This is a genomic window from Shewanella eurypsychrophilus, assembly GCF_007004545.3.
Taxonomy (GTDB): Bacteria; Pseudomonadota; Gammaproteobacteria; order Enterobacterales; family Shewanellaceae; genus Shewanella; species Shewanella eurypsychrophilus.
In genome coordinates, this window is sequence record NZ_CP045503.2 from 4,673,040 (window position 1) to 4,698,177 (window position 25,138).

Genomic DNA, 25,138 nt, shown 5'->3' on the forward strand with positions numbered 1-25,138 from the left:
TCACTTAAGGTCTAGAGCGTTATATTAAATTCGTATTGATCTTGTAAATAGCTGTAAGCATTAGCTGAGCGACTTCCAGCCCATGGCCGTTCTAACCACAGGTGCTTTTAATGGTGGCACCCAAGACAGTAGCCTTAAGCCGAAACTGCGCCCGGCGACTAATGGCCAATAATCGTTAGAAAAACCGCGCACTAAACACTCGATATTATTCATGGTGGCGTTTCTGTCGCTCTCACGGCTCTGCAAATAACTGTGTGTCAGTTTGGCCGAGCCAAGATCTGCCACTTCTTCAATCGAGTCTTCAGCGAGCAAAGTCTGCTTAACCACGTCCAATAAGCTGACGACATCGCGCAGTCCTAGGTTAAAACCTTGCCCGGCAATCGGATGCAAGGTTTGCGCTGCATTACCGATAAAGACGGTGCGATGGTAAATAGGCCTTGGCATATGCGACAGTAACAAAGGATAAGAGACACGCTCGCCAACGCCAGTAAATTGTCCCGCGCGGGAGCCAAAGGCGGCTTGTAGTTCAGTGAGAAATGCCTGTTTCGATACGGTTTGCAAGCGCGCAGCTTCGCTCGGATTCAGTGCCCAGACTAAAGACACTCGAGTTTTTCCATTAAGCGGTGACAGTGGCAATACGGCTAGTGGTCCGCTATTGGTGAATCGCTCGAACGCCCAATTGCAGTGCTCTTTAGCGGTTTCGACATTGGCAACCAGTGCCACTTGCTCGAAATCTACTTGTTCAAGCGGTTGTTTAAAGGCCTGTCTAACTTTGGAATTAACTCCGTCTGCAGCAACGACCAGCTTGGCCTGAATTTGCGTACCATCATCTAAAGTTAATAGCTGATGCTCACTCTTCGCCTCAATATCTTTCAATTTAGCCGGACAATAGAGCTCAATATCACTGGCTTCAACTTGCTTAAATAGCACCTGACCGACACGCTCAAGTTCAATCACTTGGCCAAGATATTTAAGATGAAAGTCGCTAGCGTTAAGCTCAGTCATACCAAAGTGACCACGATCTGAGATATGAATGTTTTCAATCGCAGTGCCAAGATGAGCCAATTTAGACCAGAGACCGAGCCGTTTAAGCTCGAAAATAGAACCGTGGGCAATGGCAATAGAGCGGGCGTCGAACCCTGGGTGTTCATTGCCAGGCTTATGCGCCTCGATAAGGGCAACCTTGATAGGTCTATTTAACTCGTGAGCTAATTGCTGAAACCCAAGTGCCAATGTCGCTCCGGCCATCGCGCCACCGACAATCGCCACATCCACCTGTTGAGAGTCTGCATTTTGAGACATTGGTCTTGTAACCTGTTGTTCTGTATCCGCTGTCATCTGTGTTCTCTAATGTACCAAAGCGAAGCGAATCACTTCGCCTCGGCAGCTAGATGTATAAAGGGTGTAGGTTTACTATATAGGATGTAAACCTAGAAGAGCGTCAGCTAGTTTAATGGATTACGTTAGCTTCGGTTTGATTTGGATCAGTCAAATCGGGACCAAACTCTGCATAACAAAGCAGCGCCGCCATTTTGGCAAATTCCATCAGCTCCATATAAGCCGCTTCAGACTCATCATCATCGGACACGTCAAATTCGACCAGCGCGATCTCGGCCATATCTTTGATCACTTCCTGCACATCGGCAGACGCTTTACTAATCTTAGGCTGCACCATGGCAATGCCAGTCAGGAAGCTTTGTACCCATAATGACAAGGCCTCAACTCGCTTTGACAGCGGCTCTTCCTCTTCTGGCAACATAGGCGTGAAACCAAAATCGACATCGGTAATTCGGCTTAGGGTGTCTTGATACAACTCTTCAAGCAGTGACTGTAAACTGTCAGGCAGCAGCTGGCCATCGTTCATTAACTCTAACAGTGGTTTAGCCCAAGCCGCTTTCGATTGCTCCACACCGCCACAAATAATGCCTACTAAGGCGCCATGAACTTCGACCGGAGTCTGGCCAATTTCGGCAGCATCTAAAGCAGCCGCTATATTATCGATACGGAGAGAAGGAGGGGTTGCCATAACTGTTTCCACAGGCTGAAAATACTCAGCCCATGCTAGCAGAAGTGGGACGTTCGGCCAAATTAAACAAGGGCGTAGGAGTGAGTTGCTAGCATTACACTCAATTGTAGGACCTGCTTTAGCCGGGAAGGAGGAAAAATACACATCTCGCAGCTAAAGCAGCTCCTACAAAAATCCAACTAAATGTTTATAAATACAGCAACCCTGTCTATCTAAACAACATTTAATCTAATCTTACGCACCTTAGGGCTTACTCATGTTGCACTTTACAATCTAGACCGATATAGTCCGCTCAAGAGACAATAACTAGGATCCTTCGCGACATGACTAGCCACGCTATAGAAATTAGCTTACTAGGCCGCACATACTCCATCGCTTGCCCACCAGGACAAGAGAAAGCATTGCAGCACGTGGCAGAAAAACTTGAACAACAGTTGAGTTCATTGAAAACACGAACTAACAACTTGAGTCGCGAAGAAATTGCCATTATGGCAGCATTAAATACTGGTTATGAATTGCTGGAAGAACAGCAAAAGAATCAAGATTATAATAAGCAGATGGATGAAAAGATCGGTCTGTTGCAAGCAACTTTAGAGAACGCACTCGTTGAGCGTTCGACAAAAGAAGATTAGACTGTACAAACATTAATCTCTTTGGTTAACGATTTTCCGCTACAATAGTGAGGAATTTCTAACGTTAACCAGATTTAGAGCTAGCTTTAAAAAGAGATTTATAATCAGTACCCAAATTTAGATCGGAAGGCTTCACCTCTCAATTAAGAAATGTAATTAAGAGGTGCTATTAAAGAGACACTCTTTAAGAAGCGTTTCAGATCAACAGTTTTGTTCTCTGGGCTACGCGTGAGCCGGCAATGTCCCTGTGCCGATACTTACAAACCCAGGGTGAATGTTTTAATGACATTGAGCAAGCTCGGCTCGTATCGAGAAGCCTTAGGAGTTATTCATTTACCCGCCTTGAACCTACGGTTCTTAGGTCGAAGTCGGCCACGGTAGCCTTGAGAGCAATTTATTCAGTAACTTAGCGTAATCATTACGTTTTTCCGCCTTCTGTATTCAGGTATCATATACAGAAAGGATATACAAAGATGCGGCCACGAAAGAACAATAACGGCGTCTATTCACTACGTAAAGCGATCCCCCTCAAGCTGCGCCCGTACTTCGGAAAAAGTGAGCTAATTAAGTCACTCGGCACAAAAAGCCTCTATGAAGCAACCCGCTTAGCCCCCCACGAAGCGATCAAGATAAACGCCGCGCTAGATACTGCACAGCGGCAATTCTCCGACTCAGCTCTCTGGACGGCTTCGCTGGTGGCCGAAGTTTCTCACAACTGGTTAACCTACTCACTACGGCTTAATGATTGGTCGATAGACACCGACATTGAACAACTAACCGAACTACTAAACGGCACCGCGCTCGACCTTTACGCCAACCTTGCCGCCGATATCAAGCAAGCCTTATCACTGAAAGATATCAGGATTCAAGAAGGCTCTGAACACTGGCACCCGCTGCTATTAGCTATCGGTCACGCTAAGATAGATCTGGTCAAGAAGTGCCGACTTCACCGCCGTCAAGAACAAGCCTTTCAGCGCTTCACAGAGGAGGTCTTTACCTGCCCCGAAGTGATCACGCCTGATTATCTGAATAAGCCTACAGCGCTTGACCTGTGCGGCCTGAGAGACCTCTACAGCTCAGCCACTCGTCGCCGTGACCCGAAGGCAGAAAACAAGTTAGCAACTTATAACGCTGGACTCAATCGGGCGGTTTCTTACTTCGGTTCTCTTGACATAAAGAGCATTGATCGCCGCGCCCTGAGTGACTACCGCACCATACTTGAACAGCTACCCATTAAGCCGAGCCTTAAGGCTCTTTCGCTTGACGAACAGATCATAATTGCCGACCGTGATAAGCTAAAGAGAATTAGCTCCAAGACCGTGAGACTTAACTTAATGGCTCTGTCTGCCGTCCTCTCTTTCGGTGCCGATGGAGGCTACTTGACTGATAATCATGCTAAAGGAATGACAAAAAACATAAGCAGAAAGCCCACCACTGACGGCACCGCCTATACTGCTGCTGAACTTGATCTGATCATGGCAAACCTTGACCCGACCCCGACACAATACGGTCTTGCTCACTACTGGCTACCGATACTAGCAGCAAGCACAGGCGCTCGGGTTAACGAACTGGCACAACTGAGGGCTTCACAGGTCATTCTCGACCACGAAATCCCACACATCAGGATAGCTGCCGACCATCCCGATCAGAGCGTCAAGACCGATACAGTGCGCCTAGTACCGCTCAGCGCTGCCCTGTTATCTTCTGGTTTTCCTGAATACGCAAGCAGCCAAAACGGACAACTGTTCCCTGCGCTGGTGGTCGATAAGCAAGGCAAATATGCCTACAATGTATCATCTTGGTTTTCAGGCTTCATCAAGCGCCTAGGCATTGACCGAAAAGAGCTTAAGCCGTTCCACGGTTTCCGCCATAGCTTCATCAATAGATGCCGCGCTGCCGGGATTCGTGAAGATATCCAGAACGCGATCACAGGACATAGTAACCACAGCACACAGAGCGGCTACGGTTCGATAAGCCTGTCTGTAATGGCTGAAGAAATTGAAAAAATCACCTCTATTGGATTAGCTACAAATGAGTCTTAATGTGTATCTTAGCTGCTTGAAGTCCCCCACATAATTAGACGAACTTCACACTTATATAGCCAACCACAACAAATTGATACTCACATGTGTAGCATGTAGAATGTTTACTATTTCTTCAATAATAATGCCAGAGATTGTTATAAGTAATATAGAGAGGAGCACATCGCTCCAGCAGAATAGAGGTGTCACTATGGAAACTTTACTACAGAATGCTATGCGTGCAGATGAAGCCTTATGGCACGCAGAGTATGATAGAGATCGTACGGTTGGATTCTTCGGTAAGCCGAAGAAGGAACACGATATGGAGAGGATCACTATCTTCCACGAGGCTGCCGAGAAGGCTATCCTGGATGTGTTCCGTCCGGAGATGGAGAAACTACAGGCAGTACGGGAAGAGAACAGAGATCTATGGCAGATAAAGGCTGTAGGTGATCGCATGGCGACTCACTGTAGTTGGTGGAGTCGCACCTTCGGAGAAGCGTCAGCCGAGTACAAGGCGCTAGTCAGGGAATATACTAAAGGGGCTACCGCACTGAATACAGCAGAAACTCGTCTACGCTCTATACAGGGGGATATCAGTAATCTTAACCTTAAGCGTCAGAACAATCTAGAGGAGTATGTCAAGAAGCACGGTCCGCAGGACTACAAGCTACTTAAGTTCGCCGCTAAGGCGACAGTCGCTATCGTCGCTATGGACTTCCTAGCCGGTGGAGAGGGAGTATGGGAGGAGCTACACGGAGAAGGCGCAGGAGATTGGAACGAAGGGGCTACCCGTAACGGTACGGCTAACTGGCAGCCAGGACGTGGAACACTAGGGGAGACGATATAATGTGCGAGTCTCACTGATCTTTCTCGACCACGAAACGCCGCACATCAGGATAGCTGCCGACTATGATAATCAGAGCGTCAAGACCGATACAGTGCGCCTACTGCCGCTCAGCGCTACCCTGTATCTTCTGGCTTCCCTGAATACGCAAAGGCACAGGACAGGCAATTATTCCTGACACTCAAGGCAGATAAGCAGGGCAAGTATGCCTATAATGTATCGCCTTGGTTCTCGGTCTTCATCAAGAAACTAGGCATCGACCGCGATCTTAAGCCGTTTCACGCATTCCGCCATAGTTTCGTCAATCGGTGCCGCGCTGTTGGCGTCCGTGAAGATATCCAGAACGCCATTACTGGGCACAGCAACCACTGCACACAGAGCGGCTATGGGTCTATCACGTTGGCGGTAATGGCTGAAGCAATTGAAAAAATCACCTCTATTGGATTAGCTACAAATGAGTCTTAATGTGTATCTTGGCTGCTTGAAGTCCCCCATATAATTAGACGAACTTCACACTTATATAGCCAACCACAACAGATTGGTACTCATATGTGTAGTATATGGAATATTATTTATAAAATTCTGGCTAATTTAATGGCTACAAGTACTTCTAGTTCGGGCTATTCTGAAAAAAGGTTTTGGAGTAAATGCAAAAGGTGTGCAACAAAGATAGGGACTGAGTCTTTAGAGAAAGTCTTATACCTATACTATGCTCTAGACTCCCCTCAATGCTCTACTAAACATAAGGCTACAATTTATGGCGCCTTAGCTTATGTGGTATCACCAATTGATGCTATACCAGATTTAACCCCTGTACTTGGCTATACAGATGATTTGACTGTCGTTGCTGCAGCACTCGTTGCAGTTGCTACTTGCATTGATAAAGAAGTTAGAGGCAAAGCAAAGAGTAAGGTCACAGAGGTATTTTCATGAGTTTTTTCAAGAATTCAATCGATAACGTTAAAAAATCTATTATCAAGAAAAAGGTTAAGGACGCTGTTAATGACAAGCTGTCACTTGAGGGCAAGCATGATGAAAAAATTGATGATATTTCTAATAAGCTGATAGACAAGGTTGGGGTAGATAATATTCTAAAAGCTAAGAAGATCATCGATACTATAAAGAGTTAATTTTAGAGTAAGGCGAACGCCGTGAGCATCGAGGGGAGAAACCGTCAGTGGCTACTGATATGTAGTAGCCTATGATAACTTACAAGCTACCCACCTTTAACACGCTGAACAGTCGATAAAGAGCATCCAACTTGAGCCGCTATCTTTCTCATGCTGACCCCATCGGCTAGCAACTGCTTTACTTGCTGGTGGACATCAGTACTAGCCTTGCGACCCGAATACACACCCCGCGCTTTGGCCTTGGCAATTCCTTCCTGCTGGCGTTCACGGATCATACTACGCTCGAACTGTGCAACCGCTCCCAGCATACTAAGCATTAGTTCAGCCATTGGGCTAGCATCATCGGCGGTAAAGGTTAGACCTTCCTTTACGAAAGTAACATTTACGCCCTGCTGTCTGAATTCAGCGACAAGGCCACGAAGGTCATCAATGTTACGGGCTAGGCGGTCGATACTATGAATAACAACTGTGTCACCCTCACGAACGAACTCACGCAATCTGTCAAGCTCTGGGCGTTCCAGACTGCCGCCACTACACCTATCAGTAAACGCCTTATCGAACTCAACGCCGTCTAGCTGGCGGTCTGTGTTCTGGTCAACTGTTGAAACTCTGATATAAGCGATAGTAGTCATAACTGTATTCATTTGGGTCTTAGAGTATGTATACGATATCGTACCCAATACACGAAAGCAACCCTAATGAATACAAATAGCGTATTCTTTTCCTGTACCCGTTAGGGTGTACTCTATTAGGTACAAAAAAGGCCAACCCCGAGAGATTGACCTTGATGTTACGCCGCTAGCGGGTCTTTCGGCCTGACCATCTGCCCTGCCAACTCACCAACCGCGCCAAGACCTGCCGCCGCTCCAACCGACTTAACAGCCTTCGGGATCTTCGGCTTCCTTAGCATCTTGACTCCCGCACGAGCAAGATTAGCCAGAAACGCCGCCTTGGTCATTGGCTTGCTCTGCTCATTAAGTCGCTTATCGCTAATGATAAACGACTGAGACCCGCGCCGCTCAAGCCTAAGAGCTGACTCTTTACGATGCCCGACGACGGTAATGCTCTTTTCCTTCGGTGCCGGGATCATCTTGACCTTAACCACGGGGTCGGGCTTTATCTTACGTTGAGCTAACACGCTCGACGCAACGCCCCGATTGATGTAAGCCCCCCGCTCAAGCGGTGTGATCGCCATGCCAACCGTGGCCGACTTCATGAAGTTATTAATCTTGTCCACTGCGAGCCCTGTAGCGGCTCCATCAATCGCAGAGACAATCTTCTTGATGTGGTTTTTCTGTGCCTTCGGTAGTCCTGAATAAGACCGCCGCGCCTTCATCGTTAGTGCTCTAACCCTCGGGCTTTTCTTAGCCCCGATCCGGGAAATCATACCAGCTAAACTACTGGCAAATGCCTGTTTCTCCATGTGTCTTGTACCTCCTGTACTATGTTGTCTCATCCTTCGAGCCATGCGCTTTGCTGCTCGATTCTTTACTGCTCGATGGTGAATGGCAAGCCACAAGGCCAACGCTTCACCTTCACTGATACCTTGAGCCTCAGCAAGTGCTAACACTCCGCTTGCTCTGGCTTCCCTTGCTGCCATGCGCTTAACGCTGGCCATTAACTGCGGTCTATATAGTTTCATTGTCTCCTCTTATCAGATAACGGGACGGGGGCGGGTCTTAACTACCACGCTATCACTGGTAGAACTCTTAGTTTGCATGGCGCACAGTATTGTCGGTCAAAAACGTTTTTCCCCACCATAAAAACCCTTTGCCCTGCTGTTAAGTTATCGCATCATATCCGCTCTCAAGTAGTGCCTTGTCGCCGAACTCATAGATAGTAGTAAAACCGCACTGGTGATCACCTACGCCGTAGGTCGCCCAACACTGCTCGAACTTATGGCCGCTGCTTGGGTCTTGAACTGCCGCAACCACTGCCGCCCCTACGTCACTTTCAAAACCGACATTCTTAAACGCTGACCCGAGTCGCACCAAATCAGGATGGTGTAAAGCGTACCTGTTGCGCCGAACTAGGTCACGAACAAAAGCCTTGCCAATGCGCCCCCGCTCGCCGTCTAAGGCTTCTAACTCGTCAACGGAACCACTTGCCACAAGCTGCGCCCGTGTCGCCTCTGGTGGCTTCTCAGAGATCCGAGCGGGTTTAATCCTGGCCTCACCTGACTGCCTGACTAAATGGACTCGCGCCCCCACTGGATCTGCTTCATCTTCATACACTGGATTCGCCGTGTAATGTACCTGTGCTGCACTGAATGGCGACTTATCACGTATGGTCTTACTGAATGCGATCTTAAGCTGGCGACCCGTTAATGGCTCCTCGTTAATCATCCAGATATGAACCTTGAGCAAACCGCCGTCGGGTCTGTAGCTGCTGCTCAACTGGTAGACATAATCGGCATCAGAGCAAGGCAACCCCGCCACCACTTCGGCCACGGCTTCGGCTGCTGGTTTGTCGGTTTCATAATCGTCAATATCCAGCATGAACCAACGGCGCGGCACTTCCCGGAGCGTGGGCGCTTCTCCATCCCATTGAGTGTTTGTCGTTCTGCGTTTCGGCTGGTGGTCTTCATCTACTTGAGCCGCACGAATCACGGCGCTGTGTGGATCGTCTGCCAACTGCTTAAGTAACTCATAAAGCTGCTCGATATTCTCGACGGCTTCGGTCTTCATCGTGAAGGTTTTTTGCTTGCTGTAACCAGTTTTGACGCCGCCTGAAAACGTCTTCGTAAGCGGTCGATTCTTATCAACTGCGGTAATTATTGTTATTTCCATATTGGTTTCTCCTAAAAAGGACAGGGTGAAGGACAGGGTAAAGGACAGGGTTAAGGACAGGGTGGACAATAAACGCACAGTAAAAATCCTAAGCCCTTGCTAGCCGTTTTTACTAGGACAGGGTAGGACAGGGTTAAAGTCCACCCTTTTATATAAATGTTAGTCCTTATGTTTTTTTAGCATCTAGAGTAGCCTGCTTCGACCCTTCCGCTTCCACATTTAGCTAAGACGAACTCGACGACTTGCGACCCATTCAGGCCACCCCGGCTACGTGCCATAGCTTTCTTACCCGATGTATTACACGAGTGCCTTTTGTTCTTTCCCCAGCCTTGAGCCTGTAGTTTGCTCTCAAAGTGACTATCACGATTCTTAAGCAACTCCTGATAGGTAAACCCATCGGTATAGCCTAGATGTTCAGCGTGGTCATCCCATAAGTTCTGGTTCATCACATCGAACTCATAGGTCTCAATTAAGTGATCAGCCCCCGTATCACACAGCCCCAAGTATTCCCGTTTAGCTTCGGTTTCAATGGCATCATGAGGCGACCAATCACCTAAATCTATTCCTGCAAGATAGTCCCGAATGTCACTAATGACCCCCGACTCAAGCCAACTAGAATACGCAGAACCAAACGCTTTGCTATCTGCCTTACTCACCTTATGTTCGGCATACTGGCAGATATAAAAGCGACGATCGTCTTGCTCAATAGGTATGTTTGCGCCTTTATCATTGGACGCAAAGAAGAGGCGACTAAACACCCGCTGGCTGTGGGCGTTCTCGAACTTCTTCTCAATCATGTTGGTATCGTCGGCCATCTTTCCCTTAAGCGCTCGATAAGCACCACCACCTATGGACTTACTCTCATCTACCATCGTAAAAAGATTACCATCGTCACCGACCCCGAACCTCGTAAGGTACTGTTCAAGGCTATCCAGTCTCACTGCCTGTTTGTGAAGCACGAGATCCATAGTCCGAAACAATAGCCCTTTACCCGTACCATGCGCAGATCTCACGCTCATGTGAACGCTTGGCCGCTCCTCAGGTTTCTGTACCATATGAGCAAGCCACTTCACCCCCTGATCTCTATCGCACTCCAACGGCCACACACGGCCACACAATTCGATAAACATGCCGACATCACTCGAACCGAAGGCCGTGCCTTCAAGTTCATCAACGGCACCCCCGCTCACATCTAGGTAACTATTAATAGCCCATGTACCGCCGCCCAGATCAATGTACTCGCCGCAATCAGGTCTAAACTCAACATGCTTGATAACCTTGCTATACTTCGCCAGACAACTAGCCTCAAGCGCCCCGAGTCGTATCTGTGCCGCCTGATAATCCATCCCGGCACCACTGTGTCGATTCTTAAAGATAAGCGCACCATTAGGTGTATTTGTCTGATACCACCCACACGCCACAAGACCAGCTGCAACCTCTCTGGCATCACCATAGGCAACCTGTGCCCCTGCTTCTCTATCGACCTCAGCAACTCGCTTAACTTCACTCCTAAGCCGTTCAACTTCATTCTTAGCAGCGACACCCAACTCACGACATTGAGCAACCTCAAGCTTAGCCGCCGCTTTATCACTAGCAGACTCAAGCGCCGTCTTGGCCTCGGCAAGCATCTCCTTTGCAGCACGTTCATCATTAACGGCTGCTGCTAACCTCATTTCTACGTCCATGTTTCGCCCCTTTATCGCCCGGCACATCCTGTGCTAAATACTGTCTGACTATCATCTTGACCAGCTTCTTTGCTGGCATATCGGCATGATTAGCCGCTGCGACTATTCCTTGATAATCATCCCGCCCGAACTCAATCACCATGCGATCACCATAAGGACACTAAGCCCTATCATGAGGCCGAAGTAAGTCCCGAACCCTGCCGCCTGTCTGCTCATGCCTTCACCACTCGATAAATGGTGCTAACGTGAACGCCGAACTTATTAGCGATACTCTGGCGTGTGTACCCATCGGCAACCATTGCCCGGATCTTCTCTTTCTGCGTAGTCGTAAAACAACCTCTTACTTTTAGTTCGCTCATTGGACTATCTCCTTGTAAATACGGTCTCTTTTCTCATGTAGGCGCTGTGCGTCCTGCATCATTTCGCGTCTAATATTCGGTTCCACGAACCACTTATAGCGGTCAACCACCTCATAGTAATCCCACGCTAATTCATTGAGCCTATCGACTCCACACAATAGGTCTCTTGCCCGATCGCTCAAGCGGTCATACGCCTTCTGTTGTTCCATCTGTTTATCTCCCTGTGGTCTCTATACTTATTTTAAGGTGTACTAGATAACAGCAAGGTAAATAGAAGATATCTGCTAGGCATTCCATATAGTTATCAATCACTTACTACTGATAAATACTTGAAAACTAACTACTTCGGCTTAATCATGTGACCTGACTCTCTGAAAAGTCAACTTGCCCCCGGAATCCCGACCCTGTATCATATACAGAAAGCGATACAGAACGCGAAAAGGCAAACTGCTAAGCCACTGATAAATAAGACACCAATAAGGCCACCAATGAACCTACGGTTCAAGGGCTACGCCGGCAACGGTAGTTTGGAGAGCAATTTAAATAAAGAAGGTTCTAGTCGCGAGACCTGAGCAACGGATTAGCCACTGCATTTATGTAGTGGCTTTTTTGTGCTTGAATAAAAGTACGAGGTTCGAGTTCCTAGGAAAAGAGAAACCGTCGTTTACCATGACGGTCTTTTTTTATGGCTAAAAAAACACGGTTCAAAGGGCTCTTTGTTAGGAATAGCGTAAATATTGTGATAACGGTAGTTTGGAGAGAGATTTAAATTAGGAAGAGTATCGAGGTTGGATCCGCGAGTCGTAGGACCGGCTTTAGCCGGGAGCGATGGAGCAAACAAGACACCAAAGATAAATCAGCGTCGACATAAAGCAAATAAATTGATCGGTGTGACTATATTGCCCTATTTATTTAACCAAGTTTTAAGAAAATAGCCGCCATACCCAAGCGTTGTGACAAGGGCAATAATCCACTCATACCAATCTATTATGTCACCGGTTATCAATGAGTGAGCCAGATGGCTCCAAAATACAATAAGTAGAATGATTGGCGAAAGTACTGCTGAAATCATATTATTTCCTCTTACCTTGAGATAGAGTTATTTCACTTCATTAGTCATAGAAAATAGGAAAAAGTTTCAAGCGTTTAATCCGAACTCTTAAATAAATACAAAACTGGATCCTGAGATAAACTCAGGAAGAAAGCCTCCTGAAACTAAGGTTTTGTACTTGAATCGATATCAAACACAAGCGTACACTGAGCCCTCCTATGTATGAATAAGCCGTTGGAACTTATCTTGAAGCAAGTATTTTCATCAAGTTTAGATGCTACAGAGAGCCGTAAGGCTATCCGCACTCAGATCCGCTCAGCACGTCGCAATATCAGCGCAAGTGAGCAGAGTCGCTTTGCAGAGCAAGCTTCGCATTCCATGCTTGCAGAGCTTATTCAACTCAAGGCTAAACATGTCGCCCTGTATCTGACCAATGATGGTGAGCTTGGTACTCAGCGGCTCATTGAGATGCTCTGGCAACGAGGAGTCAAGGTATACCTGCCACGCCTACACCCATTTAGTAAAGGCAATCTGCTGTTTCTGGCATACACCTCATCGACACCTTTAGTACAGAACGCCCTGAAAATTTGGGAGCCAAAGCTAGATATCACTCAGCTGATATTGCTGCATCAATTAGATGTGGTGGTGACGCCTCTGGTCGCTTTTGATTTGGCGGGTAACCGTATGGGGATGGGCGGTGGATTTTATGATAGAAGTTTAGCAAATTGGTCATTAATCGGTAAACCTTATCCAATCGGCTTCGCGCATGATTGTCAGCAAGTCGCTACATTACCCTGTGAGCATTGGGATGTGCCCTTACCTATGCTGGTTACCCCCACTCGGGTGCTGAAGTTTGATCCAAAACTCTAGACACCTAGGTTCTGGTTCTAGGCTCTAGTTCTAATTCCTAGGACCCTGTTTTAACTCTTGCTGCCAATAGGCGTTTGTCTCGAAACCGTGCAGTTTGAGAATACGCTCGACGCTACCATCTTGCTTCATCTCATTGAGGCCGTTATTAAACTGCTTGATAATCTCTTTATGATCCCGCCTATTTCTAGATACCCCAAAGTGAAACAACTCTACACTGAAGGGGGCACCAATCACCTCAAATTCGTCACGATAGTCGATGGCGTTTTGACTGATTAGAAACTCTGCAACACCTTGGCTAATCAATATCAGATCTGTGCGACCAAGATGGAGCTTTTTAAGATTTTCACTATCAGAGCTACCCTCCTCAGTGGTTAATCCAGCTTCATCAAATGCTGCTGGGTTAGCATAGCCTCGTCCGACACCGATTATGTACTGCTTTAAATCACTCAGCTGATCGAAGCTAATGTCTCTATCTATGCGTTTATATAGCACAACTTGCACCGATAGTAAGGGCTGAGAGTATTCCACCCACTCCTCTCTAGATTGTCTAAACCAGATCCCTACAATCCCATCTGCATAGCCCGCCTTAGTGAGTAGTACGGCGCGTGAAAAAGGGAAGAAACGATGGGTAACACTCAGGTTTGCGCGTAACAGGGACTCATGGATCAGATGTGAAACCACGCCATAGTTTGGTAATTGGTTGGAGTAAAATGGTGGATACTCATTAGAGACAAGCTTAAGGGGATCCTCTTTTGCATAAACGGCTGTAGAGATGATGCAACTAACCAGAAGTGCAATAAAAGGTAAAGTTCGCCTTAAAACACAAATTGGCTTTACCATATCCCCACTCCCTGCCTGAGCCATTAATCCCATGAACTATGTCATTATCCATCTCTAGTCATAGTCACTCTCTATTCATAGAAAAGTATAGCTAATAAAATGACAACAATAGCTGGAACAAACTTGCAATGAAACGATTGGGCATCAGTTAAAATATGACACAAAGATAGAAAGAGAGAGGTGACTTTCATAAACAATGATTAAGCTTTGACTCAGATAAACACCACCTTTTCTATGTTAACCTCAATCTATTGACACCTATGGTCAATTCTTAAGGAATAGAATGAAATTTCAACTCATAGCCATCTCGCTGATTGCGTTCAGCATCAGTGCTTGCTCAAAGCAAGACACAACAGCCGAACAAACACCCGCTGCAAAAGCTGAAGTAGCAAGAACACTGGCTCAAGTTGAGCAACTCCCAGTTGGAGATACTAGCCGTACCTCACTGGATTGGAACGGTACCTATTCAGGCGTCATTCCTTGTGCCAGCTGTGAAGGTATTAGTACCGTGCTGACGTTAGAACTTGATAACAGCTATGTTTTAGAAACATCCTATTTAGGTGAAGCGGAGCCAGGACAAAAAACTAAAGTGTTTGCTGAATCTGGCTCCTTCGAATGGAATAAGACAGGCAATACGATCAGCCTGATGGGCGATGCGAGTCGTCAATCACCGCAACAGTTTCAAGTGGGTGAAAACCAGTTGTTCATGCTAGACAACGAAGGCAAACGCATCACAGGCTCTCTGGCCAATAACTATCGATTAGCTAAACAAGATTAAGCATTTCCGGCTTTAGCCGGAATACGACATCATCAATTTAACTCTTCACTCCTAGGCACTAGATCCTAGGAACAAGTTTAAACCTGCCAATCAATCGGCTTAGTGCCTAGCGAAGTTAAAATCTCATTGGTTTTTGAGAAATGCTGGCAACCGAAGAAGCCTCGGTAAGCCGATAATGGCGAGGGATGAGGACCCGACAAAATATGATGCTGTTTGGCGGTGATCACCTTGCCTTTTTTCATCGCATGAGCGCCCCACAAGATAAAGATAATCGGTTTTTTTTGCTCATTAAGCAGTTTAAGCGCATTAGAGGTAAAGGTTTCCCAGCCCGATTTAGCATGGGAATGCGCCTTAGCTTGTTCAACGGTAAGCACTGTATTTAACATCAAGATCCCTTGCTCAGCCCAGCTTGAAAGGTGGCCGTGTTCAGGGGTTTTAAATCCAGGTATATCCGTCACTAGCTCTTTATACATATTGACCAAAGAAGGTGGCGTTTTCACCCCGTGCTTCACCGAAAAGCAGAGGCCATGAGCTTGATTCGGTCCATGGTACGGATCTTGGCCTATGATCACCACGCGTACCTTATCTAGCGGGGTTTTATCGAATGCGGTAAACACTTCCTCTTGTGGCGGGAATATCGCCTTGCCACTGTCGCATTCAGCTTGAACAAATGACGCTAATTTTTGGTAATAGGCTAACCTTTTCTCTGCGTCTATAAAGGTGTTCCAATCTGTGTGTAAAGCCATGTTGTCCTTATTACTAGTTAGATACACCCATTAGGAATATCGCCAACATCAGCAACACACCGTAAAAAGGCACCGCACATAGTTTTAAAATAGATAAAAGTGTTACAATCGTCCTATCAAAATTGATACGGTTATTATGATAGATGTTCTGCCTCACCAACAAAACTTGTGTTAATACTCCCAGCCCTAATAGGGTACAGACTAGTGCTGTGATGAATAGCCACAGAAGTAGAAATAGCAAAGCAGCAGGCTTTACCTTAATCGAACTTGTTGTGGTGATCATTATACTTGGAATTCTTGCTGTCGTCGCAATGCCTAAATTTATCAATATATCTGAAGATGCACACGTATCAACGGTCAAAGGCACTGGCGGCGCATTCAAATCAGGAATCAACCTTGCCCATAGCGTATGGGCTGTACGTGTGGGTTCGGGACCTGCCGACGACTTACCGACTTTTGGCGATAATGAGTCTGGTGAGATGGACTTTAATGATAACGGTTGGCCTGCACAGCATTGGGGAACGGCGGATTCAGAAGGCGACTCTCCTCAGCTCGACAACACCGATGACTGCATTTCAGTTTGGCAAACAATTTTTGCAGGCGACGAGCCAACTGTCTCAAATGATATCAGCAATGAGACCGACTATGTGGCGGTTTATAATTCTGATAACTCGTGTACTTATACCTATTCAGCCAACACTAACCTGAGTATCACTTATGACTCTCTCGACGGCAGTGTAACTATCGATGCAGATCCTACATAAAAACTAAAAACGATAATTGTATAGAAAGGCGTAACTAAACCGCATGAAAAAAGTCGCAGGCTTTACCCTGATTGAGCTGGTCGTGGTGATTATCATCTTAGGGCTCTTAGCGATCGTCGCCCTACCCAAATTTATCAACATCAAGCAAGATGCTCAGGTATCGACGCTGCAAGGAACTGGTGGAGCATTTGCAGCAGGGATTAAACTTGCCAATGTAAAATGGGCTGCCGAAGGAAACTCTGGTCCCGTTGATAATTTGCAAGTCTACGATGGTGGACAAGCAGGACAACTCGATATCAATTTATGGGGTTGGCCAGCACAAAATTATCCACCCTTTGAATCTAGCCCCAGACTGAATAATACCAACGACTGCATGTCAGTATGGCGAACAGTGCTACAAGATGCGCCTACCGTTTCGACCTCAATCGATGTTGCCGACTCAGATTACCGCGTGAGCTACATCTCCCCAGACCAATGCCAATTCTTCTTCAATGAGTTGCCAGCATTATCTATCTATTACGATTCTCGCGATGGTTCAGTGATCACAGATTCAGATCCAACGACATAGAAGCTCAAGGAAAGGTCCTAGGTCCTAGGTCCTAGGTCCTCCAACCCTGACCCAGATCTCATATAAATGATAAGAGTGCTTCATTAATGGCTAATTTACGTTAGTATTCGGTCACGAAAATTTCGATTACCTTCTTATTAAACTATTATAAAATAGCGAGAGCATTATGTCAGAAGCAGAAAAAGAGACCACAATCTTTCAATTGGCCGATCAGTTTATTGCCCTTGCCAATGAGTTAAGTGCGAAAGAACAAGATGTTAGCAAAGTAGGCACAGCAATGCGTTTTGCAGCCTCTCGTTTCAATGCGTTCGAAGCATCTCTTAAGTCTGCCGATCTGTCTGCAGAAAGAGATAATGCCATTGAATGGTTTACTAGCGAATACAAAGAGATGCTTACAGACAATCTGAATGATCATATTAAAAACCCGCCAGCATCTTCAAAGCAAGAGGCTAAAGAGCCAGCATCTTCAAAGCAAGAGGCTAAAGAGCCAGCTAATGATGACGCGGTTCAAGTTTTTACTAGTTAAGAAAAGTTTCTAGGTGCTAGGATTGAGTTCCTAGGACATAGCTCGGAGCGCTATCTCGCTCAGAGAAAGAATAATGCCATCGTTCAGTGAATCACTGCGATGGCATTTTAATTTCTAGGACTTAATTCCTAAGTCCTAGAACCTAGGAACTAGCGCCTCATCCCTCGCAACCTCCAACCTAAATCGTCACTATTACCCGTACAGCTAACAAGATAAGTACCACGCCCGATAGTTTATCGATTAATGCCGCCTTGGCTCTAAGCTTTGGCAACACTGACTTGTGAGATAACACCATAGCAATCACTGTGTACCACAAACCATCGATGATCAGCGGAGTAAAAACGATTAACGACTTGCCCCATAAGCTGTCAGCTACCATCACAAATTGACTAAACAGCGCCAGAAAAAACAGTAATATTTTAGGGTTAAACAGTGAGATAGCTAAACCATCTCTCGCTGCAGTAAGTGCATCAGTCGACTTACCCGCCGCTAACTTCTGTGACATGCCGCCTTTTGAACGTAACGCTTGCACGCCCATCCAGGCCAGATAAAGCGCACCCATGATGGCAATGCCATTAAAGACCATAGGGGCTTGTTTAAGCACCACTGCCAATCCCAACAAGGTGACTAAGGCATAGATACCTATGCCGATAGAGTGAGCCCAAGCACAGATAATCCCCTTATCTCTGCCTCCGCCTAAGGTGTGCCTCACTACCATGGCCAAACTCGGCCCCGGAGACATGGCGCCTAAACAACAGATGGCTACCAAACTAAGCCAAGCAGTAAAACTCATACTATTTCCCTAACCTTCAAATTTTCAATGAATCGATACCAGTCACAATAACTCACTCAAATAGCTTACAAACATTACCGAGTCTAAGCAAAACTCATTTTAAGTCGCGCACCTTTTCCCTTTGAGGTGGCCCTTAACTTTGGGAGCAACAGACATAAAAAATGGCTGCGTGTGCAGCCATTTTCATTTCAGGTGTTAGTCGCTATTCACACTCACTACTAGAAAGTGTAGTTAACACGACCGTAGTAGAATCCACCGTTATAATCGAATGGCCCACTTTCATAATAAACGCCACCAAGCTCGCCTAAAGTACCATCTTTCAGCTTGTGCGCTTCTTGATCAAAGATGTTATTCGCACCTACTGAGAAAGTTAAACTGTCAAGCACTGCATAGCTCACTTCCAGATCAATGGTCACAGCTGCATCTGCCACTTCAGATCCCCATTCAGTAGTATCATCGGCGTGAGTTGCATAATATTCGCCGAAGTAATTAGCTCTAAGTGTAGTACGTAACCTTTCCCATGATTGCCCCCACGTGAATGTCGCTCTATGAGCTGGAATACCGTCCTCTAAACGACGAACTTTTCCTTCATCAGTTGTATCGGGATCAAATTTATCAACGCTGGTATCGGTCCATCCATAAGCCAAACTGAGGTTAGCATCGCCACTTAAGAATGCAGCCTCATAAGAACCGACGATATCGATGCCTTGCGTGGTTGTATCAAAGTCATTGGTATAAAAGGTCACTGCAGAGATAAGCTCTGGATGCTCAACGCCAGCTTCTCTAAGCTCATCGTAATCCTCCTCCTCTACCGTGATTTGACTCGACTGAGCAATACGCCCACTCACTTCAATGTTGTAATAATCTACTGTTAAAAAGAAATTCTCGTACTCAAAAACAGTACCTAAGGCATAACTTATAGATTCTTCAGGGTTTAACACTTCACCACCATAGAAAGCCGCAAGCGGATTAGTTGGAGGCGCTATGAAGGTCTGGATCAGGTCCCCATTCACGATTGAAGTTTGTGTATTAACAACGTTCTCTTGACCCACTGTTGGCGCTCTAAACCCCGTGCTGTGAGAAGCTCGAAATGATAGGAAGTCTGTCGCAGAATATTGAGTCGAGATTTTGTAGTCAAGTGTGTCTCCGAAGGTAGAGAAGTCTTCATAACGCAGTGCTACACCCAATAACCAATCATCAGTAATGTAGCCTTCAACATCAGCGTAGACACCAATGTTATTGCGAGAGTTTTTACCTGCCGACTCAGGACCAAAACCTTTAAAGCCATGAGAACCAATATTGAAACCTTGATCAGCATAAGGTCCAGCTATCCAAGATGCTTCTTCACCTTGTGTGATCTCAAATGACTCCTCTCGCCACTCAAAACCTGTCGCAAAGCTTATGTCCTCAAGGCTGCCAATAGAAAACAGTCGTGAAAAATCAATATTGACTGTTGTTTCAGCCTGCTCATAAGCCCCTGTCTCAAAATCTGTTGGTGTATCTAAGCCTAGAGATGGGTTTAATGAATTACGTAAGCTAAACGTCGATTTGTTATTTCCCATTCCAGCACTGGCATCATAACTCCACTCACCAATATCACCTTTTACACCAGCAAAAAATGAATGGTCTTCTACAGTACCGGCAAATTGAGGTGTATATCCGCCCGGCCTAACCTGATTCATAGAGAAACAATTCGGGTCGGCTAACATGTCCAGATACGCCTGACTCGTCAGTACGTTGCCGTCAACAGTATTGCCATTAGCGTCCGTTACTTTAGGGATCGGAACCACATTACAGGTAGACTGATCACCATTTACGGCACCAACCAATAACGTCTCACCATCATCGACCGAATAGACGTTGCCACGGTTATGCGGATTACGATAATAAAAACCGCCCACGACATCTCTTGAAGACAAGTTACCAAATGCATAAAGTTGAACATTTTCATTAATATCAAAACCTGAATTTACAAATACAGTGTAATCATCTTTGATTTCAGGATTACCCCAGACTTGAGCGGGGTCATTAACATCAGTATTGCCCTGTTCTATCAGGTTTGCAGCATCAGGACGCTGGACACTTCGACTCGTCGCATCTGCTGTTTTATATTGAGCACTGATATTAACAAAACCACTGTCAGTAAGAGGTAAGCCAATATTGCCATCAATCGTTGTTGTCGCACCATCACCTTCGTAATACTCACCTTGACTGACAGTAATCGAGCCACCTTCGGCATCATCTTTTAAAACAAAGTTCATCACACCTGCAATCGCATCAGAACCGTATTGCGCTGAAGCACCATCTCTTAAGACTTCTACTTGTTTTAATGCAGCCCCTGGAATAACTGAAATATCTGGGCCCTGAGCACCATCATTAATACCACCGCCCTGAAATGCAATCACAGAAGCACGATGACGACGCTTACCATTAACTAATACCAAGGTGCTATCTGAAGGCAACCCCCGTAGGTTAACTGGACGCACTAAGGTTGCAGCATCACTGATTGGCTGTGCTCTTGAGTTAAAAGAAGGCACTGAGGTCACTAACATATCAATCATGTCAGTTGAGCCATTCTTTCTTAAATCTTCGCTATCGATAATATCGATAGGAACTGGTGAGTCACCAACTGAACGTGGCGCAGCTCGTGAACCTATGACTGCAATTTTTTCTACGTTATCTAGCTTTGTCTCTTCTTCAGCCATAGCTTGTGTGCTGATCGAGGCCCCGGATAGCGCAATTGAAACCGCTAAGCTCAATGAGCTCACGGTAAATCTTTTTTTGTTATTCATGGTTTTTAATCTCATTTAATTATTATAATTTTTCTGACCATTGCGCTAAAAAGAGCACGTTCAACCCTGAACAAAAATGGTACCCCCAGAAAGTAATGATAAACATTACCAATACTTTTTATAACAAAAATAAAACAAGATCCATTTTTAATTTATTAAGGTCTAAAGTAAGAAAAAAAGTTTATGCACAAAAAGCGACTTTTGGTGACTTATTATTCGAGGTTAACTGAATATAAATTCTAAACTTATTATTCACCCAACGTTTAAAACAGTCAAAACTGAAACAATTATTTAACAAGATTATTTGTACCCATTCGAAACATCTACAGTTTTAAATAAGTAGCCACTCCAAGTAACGAACAAAAATCAAACTAAAACCTAAGTGAGAAAGATCCGAGTAAAACAAAAGCTAAAGACGTTAATACTGCAGGAATCGTTAAAGAAATAGCTGAGAAGTAATACCAAAGGGGTAACTAAATAGTTCACGATATATCGCGTGTTTATATTTTTGATTACACTGTAGATGAACTTGATGCTTTTAAGGTGACTAGATGACCGACTCAACTCAGCTAAATATCGATAGCCATGCAGACTTTCTCCCGGAAAATAAATTGCTGCTCAACGCCGTAGGCGAAGGTATTTACGGATTCGATCTTAACGGTAATGCGGTATTTATCAATCCTGCAGCCGAGCGCATGACAGGCTGGAAAAATGAGGAGCTACTTGGACGTAATATCCATGACTGTCATCACCATAGTCATGCCGATGGCAGTCATTACCCTCAAGAAGAGTGTCCAATCTACAATACCTTGAATGATGGTATCGCCAGAGAGATCAGTCATGATGTCTTCTGGCGCAAGGACGGCAGCAGCTTTCCAGTTCACTATACGTCGACACCGGTTTACAAGTCCGGAGAACTCATCGGTGTTGTCGCGATATTTCGTGACATCACAGTACAGAAGCAGACTGAAGACTCACTCAGACAGGCTTTAGAACAAGTTCAAGCCATGTCAGAGAAGCTAGCCAACGAAAACCACTATTTACTTGCTGAGCTGGCAGACAGAACGGGCGATGTAGGCATATCGGGTGAGAGCGACATCATTAAGCAGATGATTTCACAGATAAAGCTGGTAGCAAACACTAGCAGTACCGTGTTGATCACGGGTGAGAACGGCACAGGTAAAGAACTAGTAGCACGTAACCTACACAAGTTGAGTGACCGCAGTGACAAACCTATGGTTAGCGTTAATTGTGCCGCATTTTCTCCGGCTCTATTAGAAAGTGAGCTGTTTGGTCATGAGAAAGGCGCATTTACCGGTGCGATAAGTAGACGTAAGGGCCGTTTCGAGTTAGCAGATAAGGGCACCCTATTTCTCGATGAAATAGCAGAATTGAGCCTAGAAGCACAGTCTAAGCTGCTCAGAGTCATACAAGAACAGGAATTTGAACGTGTCGGAAGTAGTGAATCAATCAAACTCGATATCAGGTTAATTGCTGCTACTCATCACGATTTACTAAAGCGAGTCGATCAAGGTTTATTTCGTATGGATCTTTTCTATCGTTTGAATGTTTTTCCTATCAAGGTTCCCCCGCTCAGAGAGCGTCCTAATGATATCCCTTATTTAGTCAGTCATATTGTCAACGAACTCAATAGAAAGTTAGGCAAAAAGCTCAAAGGTGTTAGTAAGCAAAGCTTGAAAAACCTCATGGCTTATACATGGCCAGGTAATGTGAGAGAACTGCAAAATGTACTTGAAAGGTTTAGTATTCTTGCGGATAGTCAGATTTTACGGATCCCGAAAATCACCATTTCAAACACTGAGGCAACGGCCAGCAGATCTCGAACCTTAAGTGAATTAGAAGCCGAGCATATCACACACACTCTGCAGCAACTCAATTGGCGGATTTCAGGCCCCCTCGGTGCTGCAGCCTTATTAGGCTTGCCGGCTAGCACCCTAAGATCACGTATGAAGAAATTAGGCATTCAACGCACCACTTAGTTGATAGCCTCCCTATGTAACACGACTAACGTCACCACAGAAAAGTCACGACATATGACACAAACGCGATATATCGTGACACGGGGGTTTAAACTAATTTTTAATTCACTAGTTTTCAACTGGTTAACAGCAACTCATTCTGGCCTCAGGCTTGCATTAGATTATTCACTTTGAAGCCTATTCACATTAAAGCTTATCGTCTTTGTGTGAGAGTAAGTCGCCGAGATCAACAATGAGTAAAACCAATAATCTAGCCGATAGTGATCTGCTATCGACGAATAGCAAACGAGATGAATTTTCAATAAAAACAAATACCCATGAGTCTATTGCTATAAAACAGATCCCAAGTCGCTCACCCAATACGCAGCCGAACGCCAGAAACACTAAGATCCATATTAGGGAGCAAAAAGGCTTTTTTCAGCGTATAAGAACAGGATTGAATAGCCTGTTAGTGGTACTTTTCTTTCTTATGCCGCTTATTCAATATCAAGGCAGGCAAGCCGTTTTGTTCGATCTTGAAGAGCAAAACTTTTTCTTTTTCGGTACCACGCTTTGGCCTCAAGACTTTACTTTACTGGCTTGGATTTTAATTACCGCCGCATTTCTACTTTTCTTTATTACTACCTTTTTAGGTCGTGTCTGGTGCGGTTACTTATGTCCACAAACCGCTTGGACATTTATATTTGTCTGGGTTGAAAATAAAATTGAAGGTAACCGCAATAAACGTCGAACCTTAGATAAGGCTCCTTGGAATAAGAATAAAATTATTAAGCGAGTGAGTAAGCATCTTATTTGGGGGATCATTGCTCTGTTCACCGGTTGTGGTTTTATCGCTTATTTCGTGCCAGCGCAGACTGTTTATCCGCAAATTTTTAGCGTTAATGCCAGCTTTTTACTCACTGCTTGGGTATGGTTCTTTGCCATCTGTACTTACGTTAACGCTTCATTGATGCGAGAAATGGTCTGCCTACACCTTTGCCCCTATGCTAGATTTCAATCATCTATGTTCGACGCCAACACCATCACTGTGGCCTATGACGCTACAAGAGGAGAGTCCAGAGGACCACGTAAGCGCAAACAAGAAACCAACTTAGGTGATTGTGTCGATTGTAATTTATGTGTCGATGTCTGCCCGACGGGTATCGATATTCGCAACGGATTACAGTATGAATGCATCAACTGTGGGGCTTGCGTCGATGCCTGTAACCAAACCATGGACAAGTTCGGTTACCAAAAGAACTTAATCGGCTATCGCAGTGATAACGATTTGGCAGGTAACAAAAATGCACCGCTTAAATCGCTAAAATTTTCTGGTTATGGGATCTGTATTTTGATTATGCTGGCTGTTATTTCAGCCGATATTTATCTGAAGAAAGACATTCAACTCAATGTGATCAGAGACAGAATGAACCTATATCGTGAAACCTTGGACGATAAAATTGAAAATAGCTTTACCCTTAAGATCCGTAATAAGACTCAGGAAAAAAAGATATACCAGATAAACATAACTGGAGATATGGACTATCGACTCAATGGCAGTAGGTTTGTGACAGTAGAAGCAGGAGAGCAGGTAACTCACCCTATTACAGTGGTCATTGACTCCACCTTTTATGCTACTGGTATGGGTACAGATAGCCATGCTGGACATGCAAACATAAGCTTTAAGATCGTCGATATCAGCCTTACCAGTAATCAAGTGTCTCAAGAATCTAACTTTTTCACTCCATAAAACAAAGAGAAAGGCTGCTACCTTAACCAGGTAGTAGCCTCACTCCCCTTATAAAGCGTCTCAACACCTCACTATATAGAGTTAAAACTCTAAAGTTAACATGGTGTTATCCCAATCAATTTATTGTGATCTAATTCACAATTTTAGTTGACCTTATCCTATTTTTAGCTCTAATCTAAACGCCTGTTTGAT

At 45.2% G+C, this 25,138-nt stretch carries 25 protein-coding genes and 1 other RNA gene; 13 read left to right on the forward strand and 13 right to left on the reverse strand.

The genetic code is table 11. The features are described 5' to 3' along the window. Positions 1-60: 60 nt before the first annotated feature. Both ubiH and FM038_RS19970 read right to left on the reverse strand, forming a co-directional pair. Positions 61-1,338: a 2-octaprenyl-6-methoxyphenyl hydroxylase gene (ubiH, locus tag FM038_RS19965; RefSeq protein WP_185965724.1), complete on the reverse strand. Its 1,278-nt coding sequence runs from the start codon at positions 1,336-1,338 to the stop codon at positions 61-63. A 112-nt stretch (positions 1,339-1,450) separates the two neighbouring features. Beyond that, positions 1,451-2,026 (reverse strand): UPF0149 family protein, encoded by a 576-nt coding sequence (locus tag FM038_RS19970; RefSeq protein WP_142871518.1) that lies wholly within the window; start codon positions 2,024-2,026, stop codon positions 1,451-1,453. A gap of 323 nt (positions 2,027-2,349) precedes the next feature. Here FM038_RS19970 and FM038_RS19975 point away from each other — a divergent pair, with 323 nt between their 5' ends. From FM038_RS19975 to FM038_RS20000, 6 genes are all read left to right on the forward strand, one after another. Further along, positions 2,350-2,658, forward strand: a complete 309-nt coding sequence (locus FM038_RS19975; RefSeq protein WP_142871517.1) for a cell division protein ZapA — start codon at positions 2,350-2,352, stop codon at positions 2,656-2,658. Positions 2,659-2,869: 211 nt separating this feature from the next. Further along, positions 2,870-3,051, forward strand: a non-coding RNA gene (gene ssrS, locus FM038_RS19980) — 6S RNA. An 80-nt stretch (positions 3,052-3,131) separates the two neighbouring features. Next, positions 3,132-4,700 (forward strand): site-specific integrase, encoded by a 1,569-nt coding sequence (locus FM038_RS19985; protein WP_142871516.1) that lies wholly within the window; start codon positions 3,132-3,134, stop codon positions 4,698-4,700. A 190-nt stretch (positions 4,701-4,890) separates the two neighbouring features. After that, on the forward strand, positions 4,891-5,529 hold the full coding sequence (locus FM038_RS19990) for a hypothetical protein (RefSeq protein WP_142871515.1): 639 nt from the start codon (positions 4,891-4,893) through the stop codon (positions 5,527-5,529). Between the two features lie 591 nt (positions 5,530-6,120). Further along, positions 6,121-6,459 carry a YkvA family protein gene (locus tag FM038_RS25335; RefSeq protein WP_142871680.1) on the forward strand — a complete coding sequence of 113 codons (339 nt, stop codon included), beginning with the start codon at positions 6,121-6,123 and terminating at the stop codon, positions 6,457-6,459. Further along, positions 6,456-6,656, forward strand: coding sequence for a hypothetical protein (locus FM038_RS20000; protein WP_142871514.1), 201 nt, complete (start codon positions 6,456-6,458; stop codon positions 6,654-6,656). The genes FM038_RS25335 and FM038_RS20000 overlap by 4 nt, the downstream gene beginning before the upstream one ends. Before the next feature lie 86 nt (positions 6,657-6,742). On the opposite strand, the gene FM038_RS20005 is transcribed toward FM038_RS20000, so the two are convergent. The 7 genes from FM038_RS20005 to FM038_RS20035 all read right to left on the reverse strand — a co-directional run bounded on the left by FM038_RS20005 (position 6,743) and on the right by FM038_RS20035 (position 12,561). Continuing rightward, on the reverse strand, positions 6,743-7,288 hold the full coding sequence (locus FM038_RS20005) for a recombinase family protein (protein ID WP_142871513.1): 546 nt from the start codon (positions 7,286-7,288) through the stop codon (positions 6,743-6,745). A 158-nt stretch (positions 7,289-7,446) separates the two neighbouring features. Then, complete coding sequence (locus tag FM038_RS20010) at positions 7,447-8,298, reverse strand: hypothetical protein (RefSeq protein WP_142871512.1); 852 nt, start codon at positions 8,296-8,298, stop codon at positions 7,447-7,449. 139 nt (positions 8,299-8,437) lie between these two features. Beyond that, positions 8,438-9,523 carry a hypothetical protein gene (locus FM038_RS20015; RefSeq protein ID WP_142871511.1) on the reverse strand — a complete coding sequence of 362 codons (1,086 nt, stop codon included), beginning with the start codon at positions 9,521-9,523 and terminating at the stop codon, positions 8,438-8,440. A 98-nt stretch (positions 9,524-9,621) separates the two neighbouring features. Further along, complete coding sequence (locus tag FM038_RS20020) at positions 9,622-11,130, reverse strand: primase-helicase family protein (protein ID WP_142871510.1); 1,509 nt, start codon at positions 11,128-11,130, stop codon at positions 9,622-9,624. Beyond that, positions 11,096-11,272 (reverse strand): hypothetical protein, encoded by a 177-nt coding sequence (locus FM038_RS20025; RefSeq protein WP_185965723.1) that lies wholly within the window; start codon positions 11,270-11,272, stop codon positions 11,096-11,098. Before FM038_RS20025 ends, FM038_RS20020 begins: the two co-directional genes overlap by 35 nt. A gap of 70 nt (positions 11,273-11,342) precedes the next feature. Beyond that, positions 11,343-11,489, reverse strand: a complete 147-nt coding sequence (locus FM038_RS20030) for a helix-turn-helix domain-containing protein (RefSeq protein WP_142871509.1) — start codon at positions 11,487-11,489, stop codon at positions 11,343-11,345. A gap of 904 nt (positions 11,490-12,393) precedes the next feature. After that, positions 12,394-12,561: a hypothetical protein gene (locus tag FM038_RS20035; protein WP_185965722.1), complete on the reverse strand. Its 168-nt coding sequence runs from the start codon at positions 12,559-12,561 to the stop codon at positions 12,394-12,396. A 225-nt stretch (positions 12,562-12,786) separates the two neighbouring features. Between FM038_RS20035 and FM038_RS20040 the strand changes: the two genes are divergently transcribed. After that, positions 12,787-13,410 (forward strand): 5-formyltetrahydrofolate cyclo-ligase, encoded by a 624-nt coding sequence (locus tag FM038_RS20040; RefSeq protein ID WP_223292921.1) that lies wholly within the window; start codon positions 12,787-12,789, stop codon positions 13,408-13,410. Positions 13,411-13,440: 30 nt separating this feature from the next. Here FM038_RS20040 and FM038_RS20045 read toward each other — a convergent pair whose 3' ends face one another. After that, complete coding sequence (locus FM038_RS20045) at positions 13,441-14,250, reverse strand: substrate-binding periplasmic protein (RefSeq protein WP_185965721.1); 810 nt, start codon at positions 14,248-14,250, stop codon at positions 13,441-13,443. Positions 14,251-14,533: 283 nt separating this feature from the next. Here FM038_RS20045 and FM038_RS20050 point away from each other — a divergent pair, with 283 nt between their 5' ends. Further along, the gene (locus tag FM038_RS20050; protein WP_142871506.1) at positions 14,534-15,028 is read left to right on the forward strand and encodes a copper resistance protein NlpE; all 495 of its coding nucleotides are present in this window, start codon (positions 14,534-14,536) and stop codon (positions 15,026-15,028) included. A 77-nt stretch (positions 15,029-15,105) separates the two neighbouring features. On the opposite strand, the gene ung is transcribed toward FM038_RS20050, so the two are convergent. Next, positions 15,106-15,774, reverse strand: coding sequence for a uracil-DNA glycosylase (gene ung, locus FM038_RS20055; RefSeq protein ID WP_142871505.1), 669 nt, complete (start codon positions 15,772-15,774; stop codon positions 15,106-15,108). Between the two features lie 212 nt (positions 15,775-15,986). On the opposite strand from ung, the gene FM038_RS20060 reads away from it, so the two are divergent. The 3 genes from FM038_RS20060 (at position 15,987) to FM038_RS20070 (ending at position 17,632) form a co-directional block, all read left to right on the forward strand. After that, on the forward strand, positions 15,987-16,538 hold the full coding sequence (locus FM038_RS20060) for a type II secretion system protein (RefSeq protein ID WP_142871504.1): 552 nt from the start codon (positions 15,987-15,989) through the stop codon (positions 16,536-16,538). A 43-nt stretch (positions 16,539-16,581) separates the two neighbouring features. Then, positions 16,582-17,106, forward strand: coding sequence for a type II secretion system protein (locus FM038_RS20065; RefSeq protein ID WP_142871503.1), 525 nt, complete (start codon positions 16,582-16,584; stop codon positions 17,104-17,106). Between the two features lie 166 nt (positions 17,107-17,272). Continuing rightward, a complete protein-coding gene (locus FM038_RS20070) occupies positions 17,273-17,632 on the forward strand; it encodes a DUF3144 domain-containing protein (protein ID WP_142871502.1) in 360 nt (119 codons plus the stop codon). Positions 17,633-17,810: 178 nt separating this feature from the next. On the opposite strand, the gene FM038_RS20075 is transcribed toward FM038_RS20070, so the two are convergent. Both FM038_RS20075 and FM038_RS20080 read right to left on the reverse strand, forming a co-directional pair. Beyond that, a complete protein-coding gene (locus tag FM038_RS20075; RefSeq protein ID WP_142871501.1) occupies positions 17,811-18,425 on the reverse strand; it encodes a LysE family translocator in 615 nt (204 codons plus the stop codon). 218 nt (positions 18,426-18,643) lie between these two features. Continuing rightward, positions 18,644-21,217 carry a TonB-dependent receptor plug domain-containing protein gene (locus FM038_RS20080; RefSeq protein ID WP_142871500.1) on the reverse strand — a complete coding sequence of 858 codons (2,574 nt, stop codon included), beginning with the start codon at positions 21,215-21,217 and terminating at the stop codon, positions 18,644-18,646. A gap of 551 nt (positions 21,218-21,768) precedes the next feature. Between FM038_RS20080 and FM038_RS20085 the strand changes: the two genes are divergently transcribed. Then, positions 21,769-23,217 carry a sigma-54 interaction domain-containing protein gene (locus FM038_RS20085; protein ID WP_142871499.1) on the forward strand — a complete coding sequence of 483 codons (1,449 nt, stop codon included), beginning with the start codon at positions 21,769-21,771 and terminating at the stop codon, positions 23,215-23,217. Between the two features lie 232 nt (positions 23,218-23,449). After that, positions 23,450-24,946: a cytochrome c oxidase accessory protein CcoG gene (gene ccoG, locus FM038_RS20090; RefSeq protein WP_142871498.1), complete on the forward strand. Its 1,497-nt coding sequence runs from the start codon at positions 23,450-23,452 to the stop codon at positions 24,944-24,946. The last annotated feature ends 192 nt before the right edge of the window (positions 24,947-25,138 follow it).

Coding starts and splice junctions, on each gene's coding strand:
- ubiH (WP_185965724.1), bottom strand. CDS start 1,338: ATGACAGCGGATACAGAACAACAGGTTACAAGACCAATGTCTCAAAAT.
- FM038_RS19970 (WP_142871518.1), bottom strand. CDS start 2,026: ATGGCAACCCCTCCTTCTCTCCGTATCGATAATATAGCGGCTGCTTTA.
- FM038_RS19975 (WP_142871517.1), top strand. CDS start 2,350: ATGACTAGCCACGCTATAGAAATTAGCTTACTAGGCCGCACATACTCC.
- FM038_RS19985 (WP_142871516.1), top strand. CDS start 3,132: ATGCGGCCACGAAAGAACAATAACGGCGTCTATTCACTACGTAAAGCG.
- FM038_RS19990 (WP_142871515.1), top strand. CDS start 4,891: ATGGAAACTTTACTACAGAATGCTATGCGTGCAGATGAAGCCTTATGG.
- FM038_RS25335 (WP_142871680.1), top strand. CDS start 6,121: ATGGCTACAAGTACTTCTAGTTCGGGCTATTCTGAAAAAAGGTTTTGG.
- FM038_RS20000 (WP_142871514.1), top strand. CDS start 6,456: ATGAGTTTTTTCAAGAATTCAATCGATAACGTTAAAAAATCTATTATC.
- FM038_RS20005 (WP_142871513.1), bottom strand. CDS start 7,288: ATGACTACTATCGCTTATATCAGAGTTTCAACAGTTGACCAGAACACA.
- FM038_RS20010 (WP_142871512.1), bottom strand. CDS start 8,298: ATGAAACTATATAGACCGCAGTTAATGGCCAGCGTTAAGCGCATGGCA.
- FM038_RS20020 (WP_142871510.1), bottom strand. CDS start 11,130: ATGGACGTAGAAATGAGGTTAGCAGCAGCCGTTAATGATGAACGTGCT.
- FM038_RS20025 (WP_185965723.1), bottom strand. CDS start 11,272: ATGGTGATTGAGTTCGGGCGGGATGATTATCAAGGAATAGTCGCAGCG.
- FM038_RS20030 (WP_142871509.1), bottom strand. CDS start 11,489: ATGAGCGAACTAAAAGTAAGAGGTTGTTTTACGACTACGCAGAAAGAG.
- FM038_RS20035 (WP_185965722.1), bottom strand. CDS start 12,561: ATGATTTCAGCAGTACTTTCGCCAATCATTCTACTTATTGTATTTTGG.
- FM038_RS20045 (WP_185965721.1), bottom strand. CDS start 14,250: ATGGTAAAGCCAATTTGTGTTTTAAGGCGAACTTTACCTTTTATTGCA.
- FM038_RS20050 (WP_142871506.1), top strand. CDS start 14,534: ATGAAATTTCAACTCATAGCCATCTCGCTGATTGCGTTCAGCATCAGT.
- ung (WP_142871505.1), bottom strand. CDS start 15,774: ATGGCTTTACACACAGATTGGAACACCTTTATAGACGCAGAGAAAAGG.
- FM038_RS20060 (WP_142871504.1), top strand. CDS start 15,987: ATGAATAGCCACAGAAGTAGAAATAGCAAAGCAGCAGGCTTTACCTTA.
- FM038_RS20065 (WP_142871503.1), top strand. CDS start 16,582: ATGAAAAAAGTCGCAGGCTTTACCCTGATTGAGCTGGTCGTGGTGATT.
- FM038_RS20070 (WP_142871502.1), top strand. CDS start 17,273: ATGTCAGAAGCAGAAAAAGAGACCACAATCTTTCAATTGGCCGATCAG.
- FM038_RS20075 (WP_142871501.1), bottom strand. CDS start 18,425: ATGAGTTTTACTGCTTGGCTTAGTTTGGTAGCCATCTGTTGTTTAGGC.
- FM038_RS20080 (WP_142871500.1), bottom strand. CDS start 21,217: ATGAATAACAAAAAAAGATTTACCGTGAGCTCATTGAGCTTAGCGGTT.
- FM038_RS20085 (WP_142871499.1), top strand. CDS start 21,769: ATGACCGACTCAACTCAGCTAAATATCGATAGCCATGCAGACTTTCTC.
- ccoG (WP_142871498.1), top strand. CDS start 23,450: ATGAGTAAAACCAATAATCTAGCCGATAGTGATCTGCTATCGACGAAT.